We start from the raw sequence: 16,761 nt of genomic DNA, 5'->3' as shown, positions 1-16,761 counted from the left end.
GACAATTACTGGAGATTCCTCTCCCCAAAAAGGAGAGGACGTAATTTGTGCGCATCACCCCACAGTACCCCATACCAGATTCCCCTTATGGAAGGTGGCGGTTCGCGGCGAAATGCGTGCCACGGCTTCGGCCGAACAAGAGGCATCCACCAGCACGAAGCTGGCGTCATCCTGCGCCTTCGGCCATACGCGCTCGCCCTTGTCGTTGAGCGGCAGCACGTCACCCGTGGCGATCCCGAGCGCACGAGACAGGGTTTGCTCGTTCGGACGGATATACAGCTGCGCGTACAAATTGGCTTTTTCGAGCATGTCGCCCAGGCCGTACGGCGACCAGTGGTCGATCACGCTGTCGGTGCCCGTCATCACAAATACCCCTTTGTCGCGCAGCTGTTTGAGCGGCATGTGCATCGTGCCAATCGGCACGGTGGAAGCGATCGTGATCTGCTGCGCCGCCATGCGGGTTGCCAGCGCGTCGACCTGCTGTTCGTTGAGCATCGCCAGCGCAAAGCCGTGGCTGATCGTCAGTTTGCCCTTCAGCTCCGGCGTTTTTTCGACGGTGTCGACCATGTAATTGACCGCCGCTACGCCCGCGGGGCTGGTTTCATGCAGGTGAATGTCCACGCCTTTGTCGTAATCCAGCGCAATCTGGAACATGGTGTCGAGAGATTTCTCCATCGCGCCGTCAACGTTGGTCGGATCCAGCCCGCCAACGTAGTGCGCACCTGCCTGCATCGCCTCGCGCATCAGCGGCTCTGATTTTGAAAGCAGCAAACCGTGCTGCGGAAACGCCACGATTTCACACTCAAAACCGGCGGTGCGACGCGCCAGCACCGCCTGTAAATTTTCCAGATTTTTCAGGCCGGAAGTGGGTTCGATATTGCAGTGGCTGCGGGCAATGGTGGAGCCCTTCGACTGAATCAGATCGATGAGTTTTTCCGCGCGTTCCTGAGTATAAGGCTGCAACTCGGGCAACAGCTTGTGTTCGAGGCGGATCATATCCTGAATGGTGGTTCCCGCCGGACGATTGAGCGAGCGCCACGGGCCGCCGTAAAACGTTTTGTCCAGATGGATATGCATGTCGCGCATCGTCGGGAGCATCAGCTTGCCGCCTGCATCGTAGTGCGGCAACGTGGCGTCGACATGGTTTTTGTTATCACGCAGCGCGACAATTTTACCGTCTTTGATTTCCAGCGTTTTCAGTTCGGTGCGCGTGCTGACGGCCACATCGCCGTCGAAGTGAAAACCCGCCTCCAGCAGTACGTTATCCAGATAATAGTGTTTCGCGGTGATGTTCATCGGTTTGCCGGTCTCGCAGGTCTGTTTCGCAGAATCAGCAGCATACGCGACAGAACCGGTCGCACCAAACAACGCGCAGGCGGTGACCATTTTGCCGCTCTGGCTGATAAATTCCCGGCGGCTTTTATTCTCATTCATCTTATCTTCCTTATTCTTATACGTTCACAATATGGGTGCCCGTTTCACCGCGCAGCGCCGCGGGCAGGCAGTCTGGCGAGGTGATGATTACCCGTTTGCCGCCATGGCGAAGAAACTCCAGTGAGGCAACGATTTTGGGCAACATGCTGCCCGCCGGGAAATGCCCCTCCTCCTTGTAGCGCGTCATCTGCGCGACGCTCACCGTGTCCAGCGCCTGCTGGTTTGGCTTGCCAAAGTTGATGCACACTTTCTCGACGCCGGTAGTGATCACCAGCACGTCGGCGTGGATCTCACGCGCCAGCAGCGCGGTGGAGAGATCTTTATCGATGACGGCATCCACGCTTTGATACTCGCCCGTTTCGGCGCGTGTCACCGGGATCCCGCCACCGCCTGCGCCGATCACCACGAAGCCTTTTTGCGTCAAGGTTTTGATGGCGTCCGCTTCTACGATCCGTATGGGTTGTGGAGAAGCCACCACGCGACGGTAGCCGCGCCCGGAGTCTTCAACGAAATGCCAGTCGGGATGGGCGAGCTGTAGCTCATCGCGCTGGGCTTCGCTGAAGAACGCGCCGATCGGTTTGGTGGGATGGGCAAAGCCGGGATCGTTTTTGTCGACTTCAACCTGCGTGACGACCGTGACCGCTTTTTGCTCCCCGCGCGTGGCCAGGCGGTTGTTGAGCGCCTGCTGAATCAGATAGCCAATTCCGCCCTGGGTGTCCGCCACGCAGTTGGCGAGCGGGGTCAGCGGCAACCCTTCGCGCTCGTGCGCGATTTCGGCGCGACGCAGATCTAATCCCACCTGCGGGCCGTTGCCGTGCGTCAGGACGATGTCGTAATCGGAGGCCAGCATTTCCAGCACCGAGTCCGCGACCGCTTTGACCGCCTGCGCCTGATGTTCAATCGACTGGCTGGCGTTGTCTTTGATAATGCTGTTGCCGCCGATGGCGACGACCATGAGTTCTTTCATCTTTTTTCCTTTGAAAAAGTGCGGTCTGGTGCCCTCACCCCAGCCCTCTCCCACGGGGAGAGGGAGTAAAGCCCCCTCACTCTGTGGCCGAGAGCGAAAAAATTACTCCGGGCAATCCCCTCATCAGGTGGGAGGACGTAAAGGCCACTCCTGACTGCCCCCTCTCCCGGTGGGAGGACGTAAAGGCCGCTCCTGACTATCCCCTCTCCCGGTGGAAGGACGTAAAGGCCACTCCTGACTGCCCCCTCTCCCGGTAGGAGGACGTAAAGGCCACTCCTGACTATCCCCTCTCCCGGTGGGAGGACGTAAAGGCCGCTCCTGACTGCCCCCTCTCCCGGTGGGAGGACGTAAAGGCCACTCCTGACTGTCCCCTCTCCCTGTGGGAGGACGTAAAGGCCACTCCTGACTGCCCCCTCTCCCTGTGGGAGGACGTAAAGGCCGCTCCTGACTGCCCCCTCTCCCTGTGGGAGGACGTAAAGGCCACTCCTGACTATCCCCTCTCCCTGTGGGAGAGGGTTAGGGTGAGGGCATCAGGCATTATCAGGACTCTGAAATCGGGGCTCCCGCACGCGCCGCTTCACGGCTCTCGAGGAAATGTTTCACCACGAACATGCCGCTCATCATCAGATAGGCCGTGACGAACGTCAGCGAGCTGCCCTCTGCGAAACCCACAACCGGCGCGTGGATCACACCGAACAGCGCCAACAGCGCACCGACCGCAGCGGCAATCGCACCGCGCAGCGGTTTATTGATGATGGCAAAAATCGCGATACAGCCCCAGAGCATACTGGCGAGCGGTGCGCCGTTGCCGAGGTGCATCAGCCCTTCGTAGTAAATTCCTTTGCTGTGCAGCACGTCGGTGCCGATTTTCGCCGCGTTGGTTCCCGCCGCCCCCATCACGCTGTTCATCATGGTGAGCGCCCAGTTGGCGATCCATGGGAACAAACAGATAAAGATGACGGGCACCTCCACTTTGGGTGTTTCCCTCACCACCTGGTTGGCAGTGACGACGCCGATAAACACCAGAATCGGCACGATGGCGGTCATCGGAATGATGGCGAGCATAAACGCCCCCAGCCCGAACAGCGGCACAATGAACATGGTGACGCCAGACGCCAGCGTATAGCCGATGCTTGCGCCCATCGCTTTCCAGCCCGCGTGACCGACATAAACCGTCACCGGGAACGGGTTCCCCATCAGACAGCCAAGCATCGACGCCAGGCCGTTCGCCAGCATGACTTTGCGCGTTGGGTAGGGATCCCCCGCCGCGTGGGCACTTTCGATGTTCTCGAGGTCAAAGATGTAGTTCGCGAGTCCCAAAGGCACTGCCGAAGCCAGATACGGCAGCGCGTGCGGCAGGCCCTGCATAAAGCTGTCAACATGGACTTCCGGTGGGTTAAAGCCAAACGACGACATCGACGCTTTAATCGCATCCGGGCTTTGCAGACCGGAGATCCACGCCAGCGCCGTGCCGGCAATCAGCAGCAGCAAACCGGTCGGAATGCGGGCAAAAATCGGCTTTTTGCCAAACCAGTTGATGAAGATCAGCAGCAGCACGATGAACGACACGGTCGGCGCTTCAAACGCCTGCAGCATCGGGTTCATCGCCAGCAGCAGCAGACCCAGGCCGGACAAACACGACAACAGCACGGTGCGTGGGATCATCTTGCGGATGGTTTCGCCCAGGAACGAACCGCCCGCCAGAATCATCGCTTCAACAAAACACCACACCAGACCAATCTGGATGGCAAAGTCAGCATCCCCGGTTTGCTGATAAACCGGCATGAGCACCAGAAACGTGACGGTAAAAATCGACGGTGCGCTAGGCCCAGACGGCAGCGCCGTGACATCGTTACGCCCGGTTTGACGCGCCATTTGCAGGCCAAACCAGGTGTAACACACACTCGCCACCAGCACCGCCAGCCCGAAGGCCGGCGCAATACGTCCATAAACAATCTCTTTCGGGATGCCGACGACAAAAATGAGCAGCCCCATCATGGTGAGCAAATTGGTCAGGTTGTTGGTCATCAACCCGAAATATGCCGCCCAGTCACCTCTTTTCCACTCCAGTTTGATGCTTTTCATGGATGCTTACCTTATAGGAAGTAGCGATCGCGGAAGGTCAACAGCGCCTTTTCAAAACAGCTAAACGGCGGGTGAACGATGCCCGCCCCAATCATGCCAATACCGGCGTCTTTGTGGGCGATGGCGGTGTTAATCACCGGTAAAATGCCGCTGCCCGCCACTTTGGTGATATCAATCGCCGTAGGAATGCCCATAAACGACAGCAGCGGAATGGTGACGTTCGGGTTTTCGCCGAGCGTGATTTCACGCATCTGCCGCGAGAAATCGACGGCCTCATCAACCGTACCGCCCACCAGCGCGACAATGGCCGGAGCCGTCGCCATTGCAAAACCGCCGATGCCGTAGGTTTCAGTGATAGCGCTGTCGCCAATGTCCAGGCCGGAATCTTCAGGCTTGTAACCCGCAAACATCGGGCCGATCACCTGCTGCGCCGGACCGGTGAACCATTGCCCCGGCAGACCGGAAATGCGCAGGCCGAATTCGTAACCATTGCGCGCCATGGTGGTGACCACAGTGCTGTATTCAACGCCGTGGGCGGCATCCAGCGCGGCTTTGCACATCGCCATCCACGTTGGGCCGGAGAAGTAGTCGCTGCTGGCGACAAACTCAAACACCTGGCGCTGCTGCTCAACCGGATAGCCCGCCTGAATCAGCCCCGGCGTCAGCGCCTGAATCAGCAGCGTGGTGCCTGCGTTATTGCGGTTATGGCACTCGTCGCCCATGTGCAGCGCCTGCGCCAGCATCAACCGCAGATCGATTTCGCCGATAATCTTCATCGCGTCGCGCAGCATCGGGCCGAGCACGTCACGCATCCAGATCAGACGGTCGATCACGCTCTGGTCGTTGGCTCCCATACGCAGGATTTTCGCCATCTGCTCGCTGAGATTGGTAAACGCGCGGTTGCCGTAGGTTTTGTTTTCGACGATATGCATAAACATCGAGGCTGATGTGACGCCCGCCATCGACCCGACGCAGTCGTGCTCGTGGCACGGCGAGAAGGTGATTTTTCCCGATGCGGCCAGCGTGTCGGCCTCGTCCAGATTGCTCGCCAGCCCTTCAAACACCAGCGCGCCCGTCACCGCACCTTTCATCGCGCCGCACATATTTTCCCACGCCACCGGTGGGCCAGCGTGCAGAATGGTGGTGCGCGTCATGCCAGGCACCACGTTGATGGCCTGATCAAAGCCCACCAGCACCGGATGAGACTGAATAATGCGCTCCAGTGCGATTTTATTTGCGGCAGCGATTTTGTCGGACAGCGGGGCATTCGCCAGCTGATCCAGCGCTTCCACCACCTGCATATTGCCCTGCCCCGGCGGGGTCCAGTCGAGCTGCGTGACGGGAACGTGCTGCTTTTTCAGGTCGTCGCTGAATAGGGCGATCCCGACGTTAATGACGTTCAATGGCTGGTTGAATAAGGTTTTCATTAGGCTTTCTCCCCTTTGCAGACAAATTCACGCGCCAGTAATCCCGTATTGGTGCTGCTGCTCGCCCAGATAACGCCCGCGTCGGTGAGCAACTGACACTGCTGCGAAAGCGCTGGCGTATCGAGATCGGTGCCCAGCACGTAGCCCAGGATTTCCAGCGGGCGGTTGTCGGCCTTGGCTATCGCCTGCGCCTCTTTGATCGCGTCGAGCATCACGCCGACCGGGTCTTCATGCGAGCCGAAACCGAGTACAAAATCCATCACGATGACGCCCACTTCCGGGTCGCGCGCTTCCTGTAACAGGCGGCTGATGCGGTTGGTCGGGTCGATCATCGGGTGCGGCTTGCCGTTGGTGAAATCGTCATCACCGAAATCGAGGAAGGTGTGGGCTTTACTGACGTTCACATCGATTAAGCGTTTCGTCGGATCGGGTTGAATGTTGCTGTAGACGTCGTCGAATTTCTCCAGCGCGGCGAACATTGCTTCGTCGCACAGCGTGCCGCCGCAGAACAGGCCGCGAATGTATTTTTGCTGCGGCGTCAGGCGGGCGCGCACCTCTTCAATCAGCGGCCAGTTGAGCGGGTGCAGATCCAGCGACTCTTTTTTGATGCCGGTCAGCAGGACCGCTTTGAGTGCTGCCTCTTTTGTGCCGCGTGCAAACTGCAGGCCGTCTTCATCGGCAGGCGGTGCATTGCGACCGAGGAAACAGACTACCACCGGCTTGCGGCAGGCACGGGCGCGGGCCAGCACTTTTTCAGCAACCGAGGGCGCTGGCGGTTTGGAGATAAGCGTAATGACCTGGGTGGCGTCGTCGGCTTCGAGCATGTTGATGGCGTCGAGCATCATCAGACCGCCGATTTTCTCGCTGAGATCGCGCCCGCCCGTGCCAATCAACTGAGAAATCCCGCCGCCAAATTCATGAATGCGCGCGCTCAATTCCTGGCTACCGGTGCCAGATGCCCCCACGATGCCAATCGGACCACGGCGAACCGCGTTGCCAAAGCACAGCGCTGCACCGTTAATGATGGCGGTGCCGCAGTCCGGTCCCATCATCAGCAACCCTTTGTCGTGCGCCAGCTGCTTGAGCGCCAGCTCGTCGTCCAGACTGACGTTATCGGAAAAGAGCATCACGTTGAGACCGTTTTCCAGCGCCTGACGCGCTTCGCGGGCGGCAAAGAGTCCGTTGACGGAAATGACCGCCAGATTGCTTTCCGGACGGTGAGTTTTGGCGCTGGCGAGCGTGGCGTAACGCGATTCGTGTGAGCCCGAGCTCTCTTTGCGGGTAAATAACCCCTCGATGGCGGCCAGCGTTTCGTCATCCGCCGATTCGCCTTTAATCACGATCATCAGGTCGCCATTTTTAGCGTCCTGCAATTCCGGCGTTAGTAGCCCGAGGTTTTTTAAGACGCCTTTATTCATTTCGGTCGCCATCGCGATAAATGCCTGTTCAACGCCGGGCAATTTATTGGCTTTGGTCGAGACCGACATCAGCGAGACTGAATCAAAATAGGTATTCTTTTTTATAACGATTTTGGTAGGCATTATTTCCTCCCGAATGCGGGCAAAAGGGGGCCGTCATCATGTTTAAGGCATGATGTGAAAGTGATATTTTTTAGTGCAGGCAAGCCCGATAAGACTTGCCGAATGAATTACGCGCCGGCGGCTAACAGCAGATCTGCAATCGGGTGATAGCCTTTTTCGCGCGCCAGTTCGAGAGGTGATTTACCGTATTTATCCGTCATATGCGGATTCGCGCCGTGGTCGAGCAGCAGCTTGACGATCTCCTGCTGTTTTGCCCCACCGTCGTTTAATACGATGGCCTCCAGCAGCGGCGTCCAGCCAACAAAATTAGTGTGGTTAACGTTGATATCCGTGTGGGTCAGCAGCTCGCGCACGATTTCAACGTGCCCTTTTTCACTAGCCGGAGTGATGCCCACACCGCCGAAACGCGTCAAACGGTCGAGATCCGGGTTGGCTGGCAGCACGATGCGCAGCAGGGTTACGTCGTTAGTCAGGCAGCTAATCAGGAACGGGTTAAAACAGGTTTGATCTTGCTTATCGATATCCGCGCCTGCGGAAATAAGCAGTTCAACGCAAGAATAATGTTTATGCAGACTGGCAATAATAACGGCGGTTCTTTTCTGACGATTCGTAGCGTTGATATCCACGCCTTTATCCAGACAGGCCTGAAGCGCATTGGCATTGCCCTGTTCTGCAGCCAGCAGAAATTCAGTAACGAGTTCATTTGCAGACATATTAAGACTCCGATGTTTTCATTTCTGATGGTCTGAGAATAGCAACAGCGCATGCATAAAAGAATCCGCTTAAATATCATTCATCATAAGGTCAGGGATTGTTGAATTAAAATTAACAATGGAGTCAAAACGTGCGTCTGAGCAATGTTTTTCTTATCGTTAGCCCGCTTTTCACCTGCAAAGCGGCATTCTGCTTATGGCTCAAGACCCCTTGCCAGCCGTGGGCTGAAACAAAATCACAGAAGTGTGATTCTGTTCAAATCAGTTGTGACTGCAGTGTTAAATTTTGTTCAAAACTGATTGCCGTTAACGCAGATTACAAATAGATTCAATAATCCCATTTGCCCATTAAGCGGAGCGCGCAGGCGATGAATTCGATTTTTACGGAAGAAAACCTGCTGGCATTCACCACCGCTGCGCGGTTTGGCAGTTTCAGCAAAGCGGCTGAAGAGTTGGGCGTGACCACGTCGGCGATTAGCTACACCATCAAGCGCATGGAGACAGGGCTGGATGTGGTGCTGTTTGTGCGCAATACGCGCAGCATTGAACTGACCGAATCCGGCTTTTACTTTTATCGCAAAGCGACCGATCTGCTGAATGACTTCCACGCCATTAAGCGCGGGATAGATACGATTTCTCAGGGAATTGAAGCGCGGGTGCGTATTTGTATCAACCAGCTTTTATATACCCCGCGCCATACGGCCAGGCTGCTCCAGGTGCTAAAAAAGCAGTTTCCTACCTGTCAGATTACGGTGACAACCGAGGTGTATAACGGCGTCTGGGATTCCATTATTAATAATCAGGCAAATATTGCGATTGGTGCGCCGGATACGCTGCTGGATGGCGGAGGCATTGATTACACCGAAATTGGGGCGATTCGTTGGGTGTTTGCGATTTCCCCTCAGCATCCGCTCGCATTTGCGCCCGAACCCATCGCCGAAAGCCAGCTCCGGCTGTATCCGAACATCATGGTCGAAGATACGGCGCATACCATCAATAAAAAAGTAGGATGGTTGTTACACGGGCAGGAGGCGATTCTGGTCCCGGACTTTAACACCAAATGTCAGTGTCAGATCCTGGGCGATGGGATTGGTTTTTTGCCTGAACATATGGCGCGAGAAGCGATGGAAGATGGGCTGCTGGTTACGCGTCGGATTAACAATCCGCGTCAGGATTCGCGTATGTTGCTGGCAACGCAGCATGCGGCGACCGGTCAGGTCACCCGCTGGATCAAACAGCAGTTTGCCCCGCAGGGAGTGCTGACCGGAATCTATAGCGATTTACTCTGGCGAACGTAAAATCTAATTGCGGGTTTGCACCCAGAAAGCGTGAATCAATCCTGGGATATACCCCAACAGGGTCAGGACGATATTAAGCAGGAATGCCCAACCAAAACCTTTGCCAAGCAGCACGCCAAGCGGCGGTAAAATAATCGTTAAAACAACACGCCAGAAACCCATACATTCTCCATACAAACTAAGCAGGTAATTGTTAAAAAAGAGATTTATCTCTAAGCGTAGCGAGTTTAGCGTGTTCCGCCACCCCGCAGCTGCGCTTTTACCCTCCTTTACCCTCTTTACACTGATAGAGACTGGCGATTAAGGGGTAAACCGGCGTTACCCCTGTACCGAGCCTGACACGTGGGCTAAGGTAAAGGTCACTAAACGAGGAGGATGTTATGTTTTCTGTTGGCGATCTTGTGCAACCGCGTATGGGCGGCCCGAAACTGAAAATCGTTGAAGTGCATGACGATCAAATTATCGCTGTTCAGGCGAGTCAGGAGCAGGGAGAGAAGTACACGTTGAAGGCGGCGGATGTGACGCTGTATAAAGAAGACGGCGATTTCGGCGTTTGCTAATACTTCAGGGCGGTGAAAAACCGCCCTGCAATACATCACGATTAGATTAAGAAATCTTCCAGTGATTTGCCGTTCGCCAGTGCAGTTGCAATCGCTTTCGGCGTACGACCCTGACCTGTCCAGGTTTTTTCTTCGCCATTCACGTCCGTAAAACGATATTTCGCTTCACGTGCCTGACGTTTCTGCTGCTGGCTTGCGCCTTTTAACACTTCTTTACCCAGTAAGTCTTCTGGAGAAATACCGTCGGCTTTCATCAGCTCAAGCAGCGCATTAATTTTCTGCTGCTGCTCAGCCTGCTGCTGTTGCATTTCGTTTTGCTCATTACGTTTTTCTTCCGTAACAATGCGGAATTTCTCCAGCATTTCTTCGAGCACGTCAATTGAGAAGTCACGCGCCATTGCGCGAAGGGTACGGATATTATTAAGATTTTGTAACATTGAGGACATATTACTGAAGACCTTTTATGAGTTGATTCAATGAGCAATAGGACAACATGGTAATCCACTTTACTTTGAATATCCAGTTTCATTCCTCCCAGACAATTATTAAGGATATTCAAAAAATAGTTATTTAAATATTGTTACTTTTTATTTTCATCATTTAATGCTTTTTCATTTTATTCATCACACAATTTTTTAAAATTATAACTCCGCTATTTTGAACAGCCGTACTGCCTCCCAACCCTGGCAACTGACTAATCAGTCACCTTATCCGCATAGAACCCCCATAGAGCTCACAGAGTTTTTGACTGCTTTTCCTGTACAAAAAGAACATTCATCACAAATAGCGCATTTTTTGAACGGTAGAAAGAACAGCCTGCTAATTGAACGCTGAAGGTTTGCTCGCCCTTAACAGACACAAAACTAACTAATTGATAATTATCACTATTAATAACCACAAAACAGAAATCACCACCGCGATGAAAAAGCAGACTTTTTTAGAGAATTTTATGGGAAAAACGCCGTTTAATAAAAATTAATCACTCATTGTGCGTTAACAGGCAGAGATATACTCTATACACATCAAACAAAACAACCTAAAGCACCATACGCCGCGGGTATAATCTCTGTACTGTGTTCTTCTCAAGGAGTTTGGACATGTTCTCACCGCAGTCTCGCCTGCGCCATGCAGTTGCAGACACTTTCGCGATGGTTGTCTACTGTTCCGTAGTGAACATGCTGATCGAGATATTCCTCTCCGGAATGTCTTTTGAGCAGTCGCTTTCTTCCAGGCTTGTGGCCATTCCGGTCAATATCCTTATTGCATGGCCGTATGGTTTTTACCGTGATGCGATCATGCGCATCGCGCGCAGAACCAGTCCTTCTGGCTGGATGAAAAACCTGGCAGACGTGCTGGCGTATGTGACATTTCAGTCACCGGTTTATGTCGCGATTTTGCTTACAGTCGGTGCTGACTGGCATCAGATTGCCGCTGCCGTCAGTTCGAATATTGTGGTGTCAATGATGATGGGCGCGGCCTACGGCTACTTCCTTGACTACTGTCGCCGCTTGTTCAAGGTGAGTCAGTACACAACGTCTAAAGCGTGATCGACTGCGACTGGCTACTGCCAGTCGCGTGATTATTGCGCTTCGCCAAACAATCCTTGCAGAAATCGCTCCAGCGCCATGCGGGAGCTAAAACCGTGCGGAATACCGTAATGCTCATGTCTTTCACCCGCTAAATACAGGGGGAATTCCTGATAATGATCGCAGGTTTTGATATCCGAGGCTGGCTCAGCAAATGACAAACTTCTGTCTTTTAGGGTCGGGTGAATAATCAGCGCCATGCGACCCATTCGAGCCTCGCGATTAACATAGACATAATTATCGCCACGGCGATAACCGTATGTTTTTTGTGTGACTACATCCATGATGAAACCCGCTTTTTCAAGAACGCGCGCCACCTCATCGGGTCGTAAATACATATTTTATCCTCGTTATCTTTTACTGCCGGGCAACCTTACATTAATCCGCATTCGTAGCGCTTTCAGATAAATCCATAAACGGCGAGATTCGTCACGACTCGCTTCAGATATTAAAATCATGGGCTAAACTGAATGTGAACACAAATTATGGAGGATCGTATGTTTAACAGACCGAACCGAAACGATATTAATGACGACGCTCAGGATATTCGTAATGATGTCAGCCAATTAGCTGACACGCTGGAAGATGTTTTAAAATCCTGGGGCTCAGATGCAAAGGACGAGGCGGATGTCGCCAGACGTAAGGCTCAGTCTTTGCTACGTGAAACCCGTGCGCGCATGAATGGCCGCTCTCGCACTTCGCAAGCCGCGTGCGATGCCATCGGATGTGCAAGTACGTTCGTTCGTGAAAAACCGGTGTGTGCGATTGGTACTGTCGCCGCCGTCGGGATTTTTATCGGCGCGTTACTGACGCTACGTAAATAATTCCGCGCTGGTATTATTAATGAACCCTCGTTCGCCCTCGCGAGCGGGGGTTTTTATTTTTATGCCAACAAAATCGCCACAACTCCCCTGTCATCTGCCCTGCACCGCTGTGCTCACCATTGCTGCGCAATCAATTCAAATTTCCCATATCTTGTGTGGTTGAAACTTACATCAACTACATCTAGTATCTCCTTTAACGAGATACACACAACCTGACGCGTTCAATCGCGCCGTTCCCTCACTCTGGATGGAAATACGAATCATGAGCATTACTATTTACACTCGTAACGACTGTGTTCAGTGCCACGCGACCAAGCGGGCGATGGAAAGCCGCGGCGTTGAGTTTGAGATGGTGAATGTGGATTTAGTCCCCGAGGCCGCCGACACGCTTCGCGAGCAAGGTTTTCGCCAATTGCCAGTGGTGATCGCTGGCGAAACCAGCTGGTCAGGCTTTCGCCCGGACATGATTAACCGCCTGCAAACCCAAGCCGCCAGCGCATGAGTGTGCTCGTCTACTTCTCCAGCAGTTCGGAAAATACGCTCCGCTTTATCGAGCGTGTCGGGCTGCCCGCCGTGCGCATTCCGCTTAACGAACGCGAACGTATTCAGGTAGACGAACCTTATATTCTGGTGGTCCCCAGCTATGGCGGTGGCGGAACGGCGGGCGCGGTGCCGCGTCAGGTCATCCGTTTTCTCAACGATCCCGATAACCGGGCGCTGATTCGCGGCGTTATCGCGGCAGGCAATCGCAACTTCGGCGACGCCTTCTGTCGTGCCGGGGACCTGATTTCTCAAAAATGTGGCGTGCCGTATCTCTATCGTTTTGAACTGATGGGGACGCAGCAGGACGTCGAAAACGTGCGTAAAGGAGTGAACGAATTTTGGCAACGACAACCGCAGAACGCGTAATGCAGGGATCAACGGATTACCACGCGCTGAATGCCATGCTTAACCTCTACGATCGCAAGGGGCATATTCAGTTCGGGAAAGATGCCGAGGCGGTGGACGCCTTTTTTGCCGCCCACGTCCGCCCCAACAGCGTACCGTTTGCCAGCCAGGACGCGCGTCTCGACTATCTGGTGAGCGAAGGGTATTACGAAGAGCGTGTGCTCACTCGCTACGATCGTCCCTTTGTACTGAATCTGTTTGAACGCGCCCACGCCAGCGGTTTTCGTTTCCAGACGTTCCTGGGCGCATGGAAGTACTACACCAGTTACACGCTCAAAACCTTCGACGGTAAGCGCTACCTCGAAAGCTTTGAAGACCGCGTGTGTATGGTGGCGCTGACGCTGGCGCAAGGGGATGAAAACCTGGCAGAGCAGCTGATGGACGAAATGCTTTCCGCGCGTTTTCAGCCTGCCACACCGACGTTCCTGAACTGCGGCAAAGCGCAGCGCGGCGAGCTGGTGTCCTGTTTCCTGTTGCGAATCGAAGACAATATGGAGTCGATTGGCCGTGCGGTGAACTCTGCCCTGCAATTATCAAAACGCGGTGGCGGCGTTGCGTTTCTGCTTTCCAATTTGCGTGAATCCGGTGCGCCGATTAAGCGCATCGAGAACCAGTCGTCGGGCGTTATCCCGGTGATGAAAATGCTGGAAGATGCGTTTTCCTATGCCAATCAGCTGGGAGCACGCCAGGGCGCAGGCGCGGTTTATCTGCATGCGCATCACCGGGATATTCTGCGTTTTCTGGATACCAAGCGTGAAAACGCCGATGAAAAAATTCGTATCAAAACCCTTTCCCTGGGCGTGGTGATCCCGGATATCACCTTCCAGTTAGCGAAAGAAAACGCCGAGATGGCGCTGTTTTCGCCCTACGATATCGAACGTATTTACGGCAAACCCTTTGGTGATGTGGCGATCAGTGAACTGTACGATGAACTGGTGGCCGACGATCGCGTGCGCAAAAAATTCATCAATGCCCGTGATTTCTTCCAGACGCTTGCCGAGATCCAGTTTGAGTCTGGCTATCCGTACATCATGTATGAAGACACGGTGAATCGCGCAAACCCCGTCGCCGGGCGCATCAATATGAGCAACCTGTGCTCAGAGATTTTGCAGGTTAATAGCGCGTCGACCTACGACGAGAATCTGGATTACGCGCACACCGGCAAAGATATCTCCTGCAATCTGGGCTCGCTGAATATTGCCCATACCATGGATTCACCCGATTTTGGCCGTACCGTCGAAACGGCAATCCGCGGGCTGACGGCGGTATCGGACATGAGTCATATCCGCAGCGTGCCGTCGATTGAAACGGGAAATGCGGCTTCACACGCCATTGGGCTTGGGCAGATGAATCTGCACGGCTATCTGGCCCGCGAGGGGATTGCCTACGGCAGCCCGGAGGGGCTGGATTTCACCAACCTCTATTTCTATACCATCACCTGGCATGCGCTGAATACTTCGATGATGCTGGCTCGCGAGCGCAACCAGCGCTTCGACGGGTTTGAAAAATCCCGTTACGCCAGCGGTGAGTATTTTAATCAGTATCTGGAAAACAGCTGGCAGCCGAAAACCGAGAAAGTGCGTGCGCTGTTTGCCCGCGCAGGCGTCACGTTACCCACGCAAGAGATGTGGCAGCAGCTGCGTGACGACGTGATGACGTTCGGCATCTATAACCAGAATCTGCAGGCGGTGCCGCCGACCGGATCGATCTCGTATATCAACCACGCGACGTCGAGCATTCACCCGATTGTCTCGAAAATTGAAATTCGCAAAGAAGGCAAAACCGGGCGCGTTTACTATCCCGCTCCGTTTATGACCAACGAAAACCTGGCGCTGTATCAGGATGCCTACGAAATCGGGCCGGAGAAAATTATTGATACCTACGCCGAGGCCACGAAGCATGTCGATCAGGGGCTGTCATTAACCCTCTTTTTCCCCGACACCGCCACCACGCGCGACATCAACAAGGCGCAGATTTATGCCTGGAAAAAGGGCATTAAGACGCTGTACTACATTCGCCTGCGCCAGCTTGCGCTGGAAGGCACCGAAATCGAAGGCTGCGTGTCCTGCGCGCTGTAAGGAGAAAGGATGAAACTGTCACGCGTAAGTGCCATCAACTGGAACAAGATTCAGGACGATAAAGACCTGGAGGTCTGGAACCGTCTAACCAGCAACTTCTGGCTACCTGAAAAAGTGCCGCTGTCGAACGATATCCCGGCCTGGCAAACGCTGAGCCACGCCGAGCAGCAGCTGACGATCCGCGTGTTCACGGGCCTGACGCTGTTGGACACCATTCAAAATAGTGTGGGTGCGCCCGCGCTGATGGGCGATTCGCTCACGCCACATGAAGAAGCGGTGATGTCGAATATCAGCTTTATGGAAGCGGTGCATGCCCGGTCGTACAGCTCGATTTTCTCGACGTTGTGCCAGACCAAAGATGTGGATGCCGCCTATTCCTGGAGCGAAGCGTCAGCCTCGCTACAACGTAAAGCCCAGCTGGTGCTGGAGTATTATCACGCCGATGACCCTTTAAAGAAGAAAATTGCCAGCGTGTTCCTGGAATCTTTCCTCTTTTATTCTGGTTTTTGGCTGCCGATGTACTGGTCGAGTCGCGGCAAGCTCACCAACACCGCCGATCTGATTCGCCTGATCATTCGGGATGAAGCGGTACATGGCTATTACATTGGCTATAAATATCAGAAAGGGCTGGAGAAAATCAGTGAAGCAAAACGGGAAGAACTGAAAGGATTTGCACTCGATTTGCTGATGGATTTGTACGATAACGAGCTGAGTTATACCGAAGAGTTGTACGCCGGAACAGGCTGGGAAACGGATGTGAAAGCGTTCCTGTGCTACAACGCCAACAAAGCGCTAATGAACCTCGGCTATGAAGCGCTGTTCCCACCGGAAATGGCCGACGTGAACCCGGCGATTCTGGCTGCCCTCTCTCCAAATGCCGACGAAAATCATGATTTCTTCTCCGGCTCAGGTTCGTCTTATGTGATGGGAAAAGCGGTGGAAACCGAAGATGCAGATTGGGATTTTTGAGACAAAATATAGCGCTCATTAATTTAATATAAATCCTAAAATCTCCGACTTATATTTCCCCATCATCTACACTGTCATCCTGGCTTCATATTCACCTGAATCATTCCGATTCAGGTGGAATTCTCCTGTGGATTGACAAAAATATCAGAAAAATTCGACCAGCGCTCAGCCCTTATCTCATGGGAAATTCAGCCGTTTCGCTTGTTGCAAAATTCAGACCTCAAGCCTGGCAAGGGTTGTCTCAGATTCTGAGTATGTTAGGGTAATGACGGCTAATTATTTCCACTGGTAATGATATCGACATAGATAAATAACAGGACAGACTCTATTG

General features: G+C 53.8%; 17 protein-coding genes. 8 read left to right on the top strand and 9 right to left on the bottom strand.

The genetic code is table 11. The features are described 5' to 3' along the window. Window positions 1-54: 54 nt before the first annotated feature. The 6 genes from ACKI5T_RS10885 to ACKI5T_RS10860 form a co-directional block, all read right to left on the bottom strand. Entirely contained in the window at window positions 55-1,434 is a 1,380-nt protein-coding gene (locus tag ACKI5T_RS10885) for an amidohydrolase family protein (protein ID WP_407437366.1), read from the bottom strand. A 16-nt stretch (window positions 1,435-1,450) separates the two neighbouring features. Further along, window positions 1,451-2,401 (bottom strand): carbamate kinase family protein, encoded by a 951-nt coding sequence (locus ACKI5T_RS10880; RefSeq protein ID WP_407437364.1) that lies wholly within the window; start codon window positions 2,399-2,401, stop codon window positions 1,451-1,453. A 540-nt stretch (window positions 2,402-2,941) separates the two neighbouring features. Further along, complete coding sequence (locus ACKI5T_RS10875; RefSeq protein WP_407437362.1) at window positions 2,942-4,486, bottom strand: xanthine permease; 1,545 nt, start codon at window positions 4,484-4,486, stop codon at window positions 2,942-2,944. An 11-nt stretch (window positions 4,487-4,497) separates the two neighbouring features. After that, window positions 4,498-5,913, bottom strand: a complete 1,416-nt coding sequence (locus ACKI5T_RS10870; RefSeq protein WP_407437360.1) for a DUF1116 domain-containing protein — start codon at window positions 5,911-5,913, stop codon at window positions 4,498-4,500. Beyond that, window positions 5,913-7,454, bottom strand: coding sequence for an acyl-CoA synthetase FdrA (gene fdrA / locus ACKI5T_RS10865; protein WP_407437358.1), 1,542 nt, complete (start codon window positions 7,452-7,454; stop codon window positions 5,913-5,915). Before fdrA ends, ACKI5T_RS10870 begins: the two co-directional genes overlap by 1 nt. Before the next feature lie 107 nt (window positions 7,455-7,561). Continuing rightward, window positions 7,562-8,167, bottom strand: a complete 606-nt coding sequence (locus ACKI5T_RS10860) for an ankyrin repeat domain-containing protein (RefSeq protein ID WP_407437356.1) — start codon at window positions 8,165-8,167, stop codon at window positions 7,562-7,564. A 368-nt stretch (window positions 8,168-8,535) separates the two neighbouring features. Between ACKI5T_RS10860 and ACKI5T_RS10855 the strand changes: the two genes are divergently transcribed. Then, entirely contained in the window at window positions 8,536-9,465 is a 930-nt protein-coding gene (locus tag ACKI5T_RS10855) for a LysR substrate-binding domain-containing protein (protein ID WP_015960140.1), read from the top strand. Window positions 9,466-9,468: 3 nt separating this feature from the next. Here ACKI5T_RS10855 and ACKI5T_RS10850 read toward each other — a convergent pair whose 3' ends face one another. Then, the gene (locus ACKI5T_RS10850) at window positions 9,469-9,627 is read right to left on the bottom strand and encodes a YqaE/Pmp3 family membrane protein (RefSeq protein ID WP_015960141.1); all 159 of its coding nucleotides are present in this window, start codon (window positions 9,625-9,627) and stop codon (window positions 9,469-9,471) included. 218 nt (window positions 9,628-9,845) lie between these two features. On the opposite strand from ACKI5T_RS10850, the gene ACKI5T_RS10845 reads away from it, so the two are divergent. Further along, on the top strand, window positions 9,846-10,025 hold the full coding sequence (locus tag ACKI5T_RS10845; protein WP_015960142.1) for a hypothetical protein: 180 nt from the start codon (window positions 9,846-9,848) through the stop codon (window positions 10,023-10,025). Between the two features lie 41 nt (window positions 10,026-10,066). Here ACKI5T_RS10845 and stpA read toward each other — a convergent pair whose 3' ends face one another. Further along, a complete protein-coding gene (stpA, locus tag ACKI5T_RS10840) occupies window positions 10,067-10,471 on the bottom strand; it encodes a DNA-binding protein StpA (protein WP_407437354.1) in 405 nt (134 codons plus the stop codon). A 651-nt stretch (window positions 10,472-11,122) separates the two neighbouring features. On the opposite strand from stpA, the gene alaE reads away from it, so the two are divergent. Then, window positions 11,123-11,572, top strand: a complete 450-nt coding sequence (alaE, locus tag ACKI5T_RS10835) for an L-alanine exporter AlaE (RefSeq protein ID WP_015960144.1) — start codon at window positions 11,123-11,125, stop codon at window positions 11,570-11,572. A 32-nt stretch (window positions 11,573-11,604) separates the two neighbouring features. Here the strand turns inward: alaE and ACKI5T_RS10830 are convergent, their stop codons facing one another. Beyond that, window positions 11,605-11,949 (bottom strand): DUF2002 family protein, encoded by a 345-nt coding sequence (locus tag ACKI5T_RS10830; RefSeq protein ID WP_407437352.1) that lies wholly within the window; start codon window positions 11,947-11,949, stop codon window positions 11,605-11,607. 159 nt (window positions 11,950-12,108) lie between these two features. Between ACKI5T_RS10830 and ACKI5T_RS10825 the strand changes: the two genes are divergently transcribed. The 5 genes from ACKI5T_RS10825 (at window position 12,109) to nrdF (ending at window position 16,430) form a co-directional block, all read left to right on the top strand. Further along, window positions 12,109-12,435 carry a DUF883 domain-containing protein gene (locus ACKI5T_RS10825; RefSeq protein WP_015960146.1) on the top strand — a complete coding sequence of 109 codons (327 nt, stop codon included), beginning with the start codon at window positions 12,109-12,111 and terminating at the stop codon, window positions 12,433-12,435. Window positions 12,436-12,682: 247 nt separating this feature from the next. After that, the gene (gene nrdH / locus ACKI5T_RS10820) at window positions 12,683-12,937 is read left to right on the top strand and encodes a glutaredoxin-like protein NrdH (RefSeq protein WP_015960147.1); all 255 of its coding nucleotides are present in this window, start codon (window positions 12,683-12,685) and stop codon (window positions 12,935-12,937) included. Then, entirely contained in the window at window positions 12,934-13,344 is a 411-nt protein-coding gene (nrdI, locus tag ACKI5T_RS10815; RefSeq protein WP_407437350.1) for a class Ib ribonucleoside-diphosphate reductase assembly flavoprotein NrdI, read from the top strand. Before nrdH ends, nrdI begins: the two co-directional genes overlap by 4 nt. Next, the gene (gene nrdE, locus ACKI5T_RS10810; RefSeq protein ID WP_407437349.1) at window positions 13,317-15,461 is read left to right on the top strand and encodes a class 1b ribonucleoside-diphosphate reductase subunit alpha; all 2,145 of its coding nucleotides are present in this window, start codon (window positions 13,317-13,319) and stop codon (window positions 15,459-15,461) included. Before nrdI ends, nrdE begins: the two co-directional genes overlap by 28 nt. Window positions 15,462-15,470: 9 nt before the next feature. Then, on the top strand, window positions 15,471-16,430 hold the full coding sequence (nrdF, locus tag ACKI5T_RS10805) for a class 1b ribonucleoside-diphosphate reductase subunit beta (RefSeq protein WP_407437348.1): 960 nt from the start codon (window positions 15,471-15,473) through the stop codon (window positions 16,428-16,430). Window positions 16,431-16,761 lie beyond the last annotated feature (331 nt).

Origin of the sequence: Lelliottia sp., from assembly GCF_045627565.1 — a bacterium.
Taxonomy (GTDB): domain Bacteria; phylum Pseudomonadota; class Gammaproteobacteria; order Enterobacterales; family Enterobacteriaceae; genus Enterobacter.
The sequence above is the reverse complement of the archived record's forward strand: the minus strand, read 5'-3'. Positions and strand labels throughout refer to the sequence as shown.

Coding starts and splice junctions, on each gene's coding strand:
- ACKI5T_RS10885 (WP_407437366.1), bottom strand. CDS start 1,434: ATGAATGAGAATAAAAGCCGCCGGGAATTTATCAGCCAGAGCGGCAAA.
- ACKI5T_RS10880 (WP_407437364.1), bottom strand. CDS start 2,401: ATGAAAGAACTCATGGTCGTCGCCATCGGCGGCAACAGCATTATCAAA.
- ACKI5T_RS10875 (WP_407437362.1), bottom strand. CDS start 4,486: ATGAAAAGCATCAAACTGGAGTGGAAAAGAGGTGACTGGGCGGCATAT.
- ACKI5T_RS10870 (WP_407437360.1), bottom strand. CDS start 5,913: ATGAAAACCTTATTCAACCAGCCATTGAACGTCATTAACGTCGGGATC.
- fdrA (WP_407437358.1), bottom strand. CDS start 7,454: ATGCCTACCAAAATCGTTATAAAAAAGAATACCTATTTTGATTCAGTC.
- ACKI5T_RS10860 (WP_407437356.1), bottom strand. CDS start 8,167: ATGTCTGCAAATGAACTCGTTACTGAATTTCTGCTGGCTGCAGAACAG.
- ACKI5T_RS10855 (WP_015960140.1), top strand. CDS start 8,536: ATGAATTCGATTTTTACGGAAGAAAACCTGCTGGCATTCACCACCGCT.
- ACKI5T_RS10850 (WP_015960141.1), bottom strand. CDS start 9,627: ATGGGTTTCTGGCGTGTTGTTTTAACGATTATTTTACCGCCGCTTGGC.
- ACKI5T_RS10845 (WP_015960142.1), top strand. CDS start 9,846: ATGTTTTCTGTTGGCGATCTTGTGCAACCGCGTATGGGCGGCCCGAAA.
- stpA (WP_407437354.1), bottom strand. CDS start 10,471: ATGTCCTCAATGTTACAAAATCTTAATAATATCCGTACCCTTCGCGCA.
- alaE (WP_015960144.1), top strand. CDS start 11,123: ATGTTCTCACCGCAGTCTCGCCTGCGCCATGCAGTTGCAGACACTTTC.
- ACKI5T_RS10830 (WP_407437352.1), bottom strand. CDS start 11,949: ATGTATTTACGACCCGATGAGGTGGCGCGCGTTCTTGAAAAAGCGGGT.
- ACKI5T_RS10825 (WP_015960146.1), top strand. CDS start 12,109: ATGTTTAACAGACCGAACCGAAACGATATTAATGACGACGCTCAGGAT.
- nrdH (WP_015960147.1), top strand. CDS start 12,683: ATGGAAATACGAATCATGAGCATTACTATTTACACTCGTAACGACTGT.
- nrdI (WP_407437350.1), top strand. CDS start 12,934: ATGAGTGTGCTCGTCTACTTCTCCAGCAGTTCGGAAAATACGCTCCGC.
- nrdF (WP_407437348.1), top strand. CDS start 15,471: ATGAAACTGTCACGCGTAAGTGCCATCAACTGGAACAAGATTCAGGAC.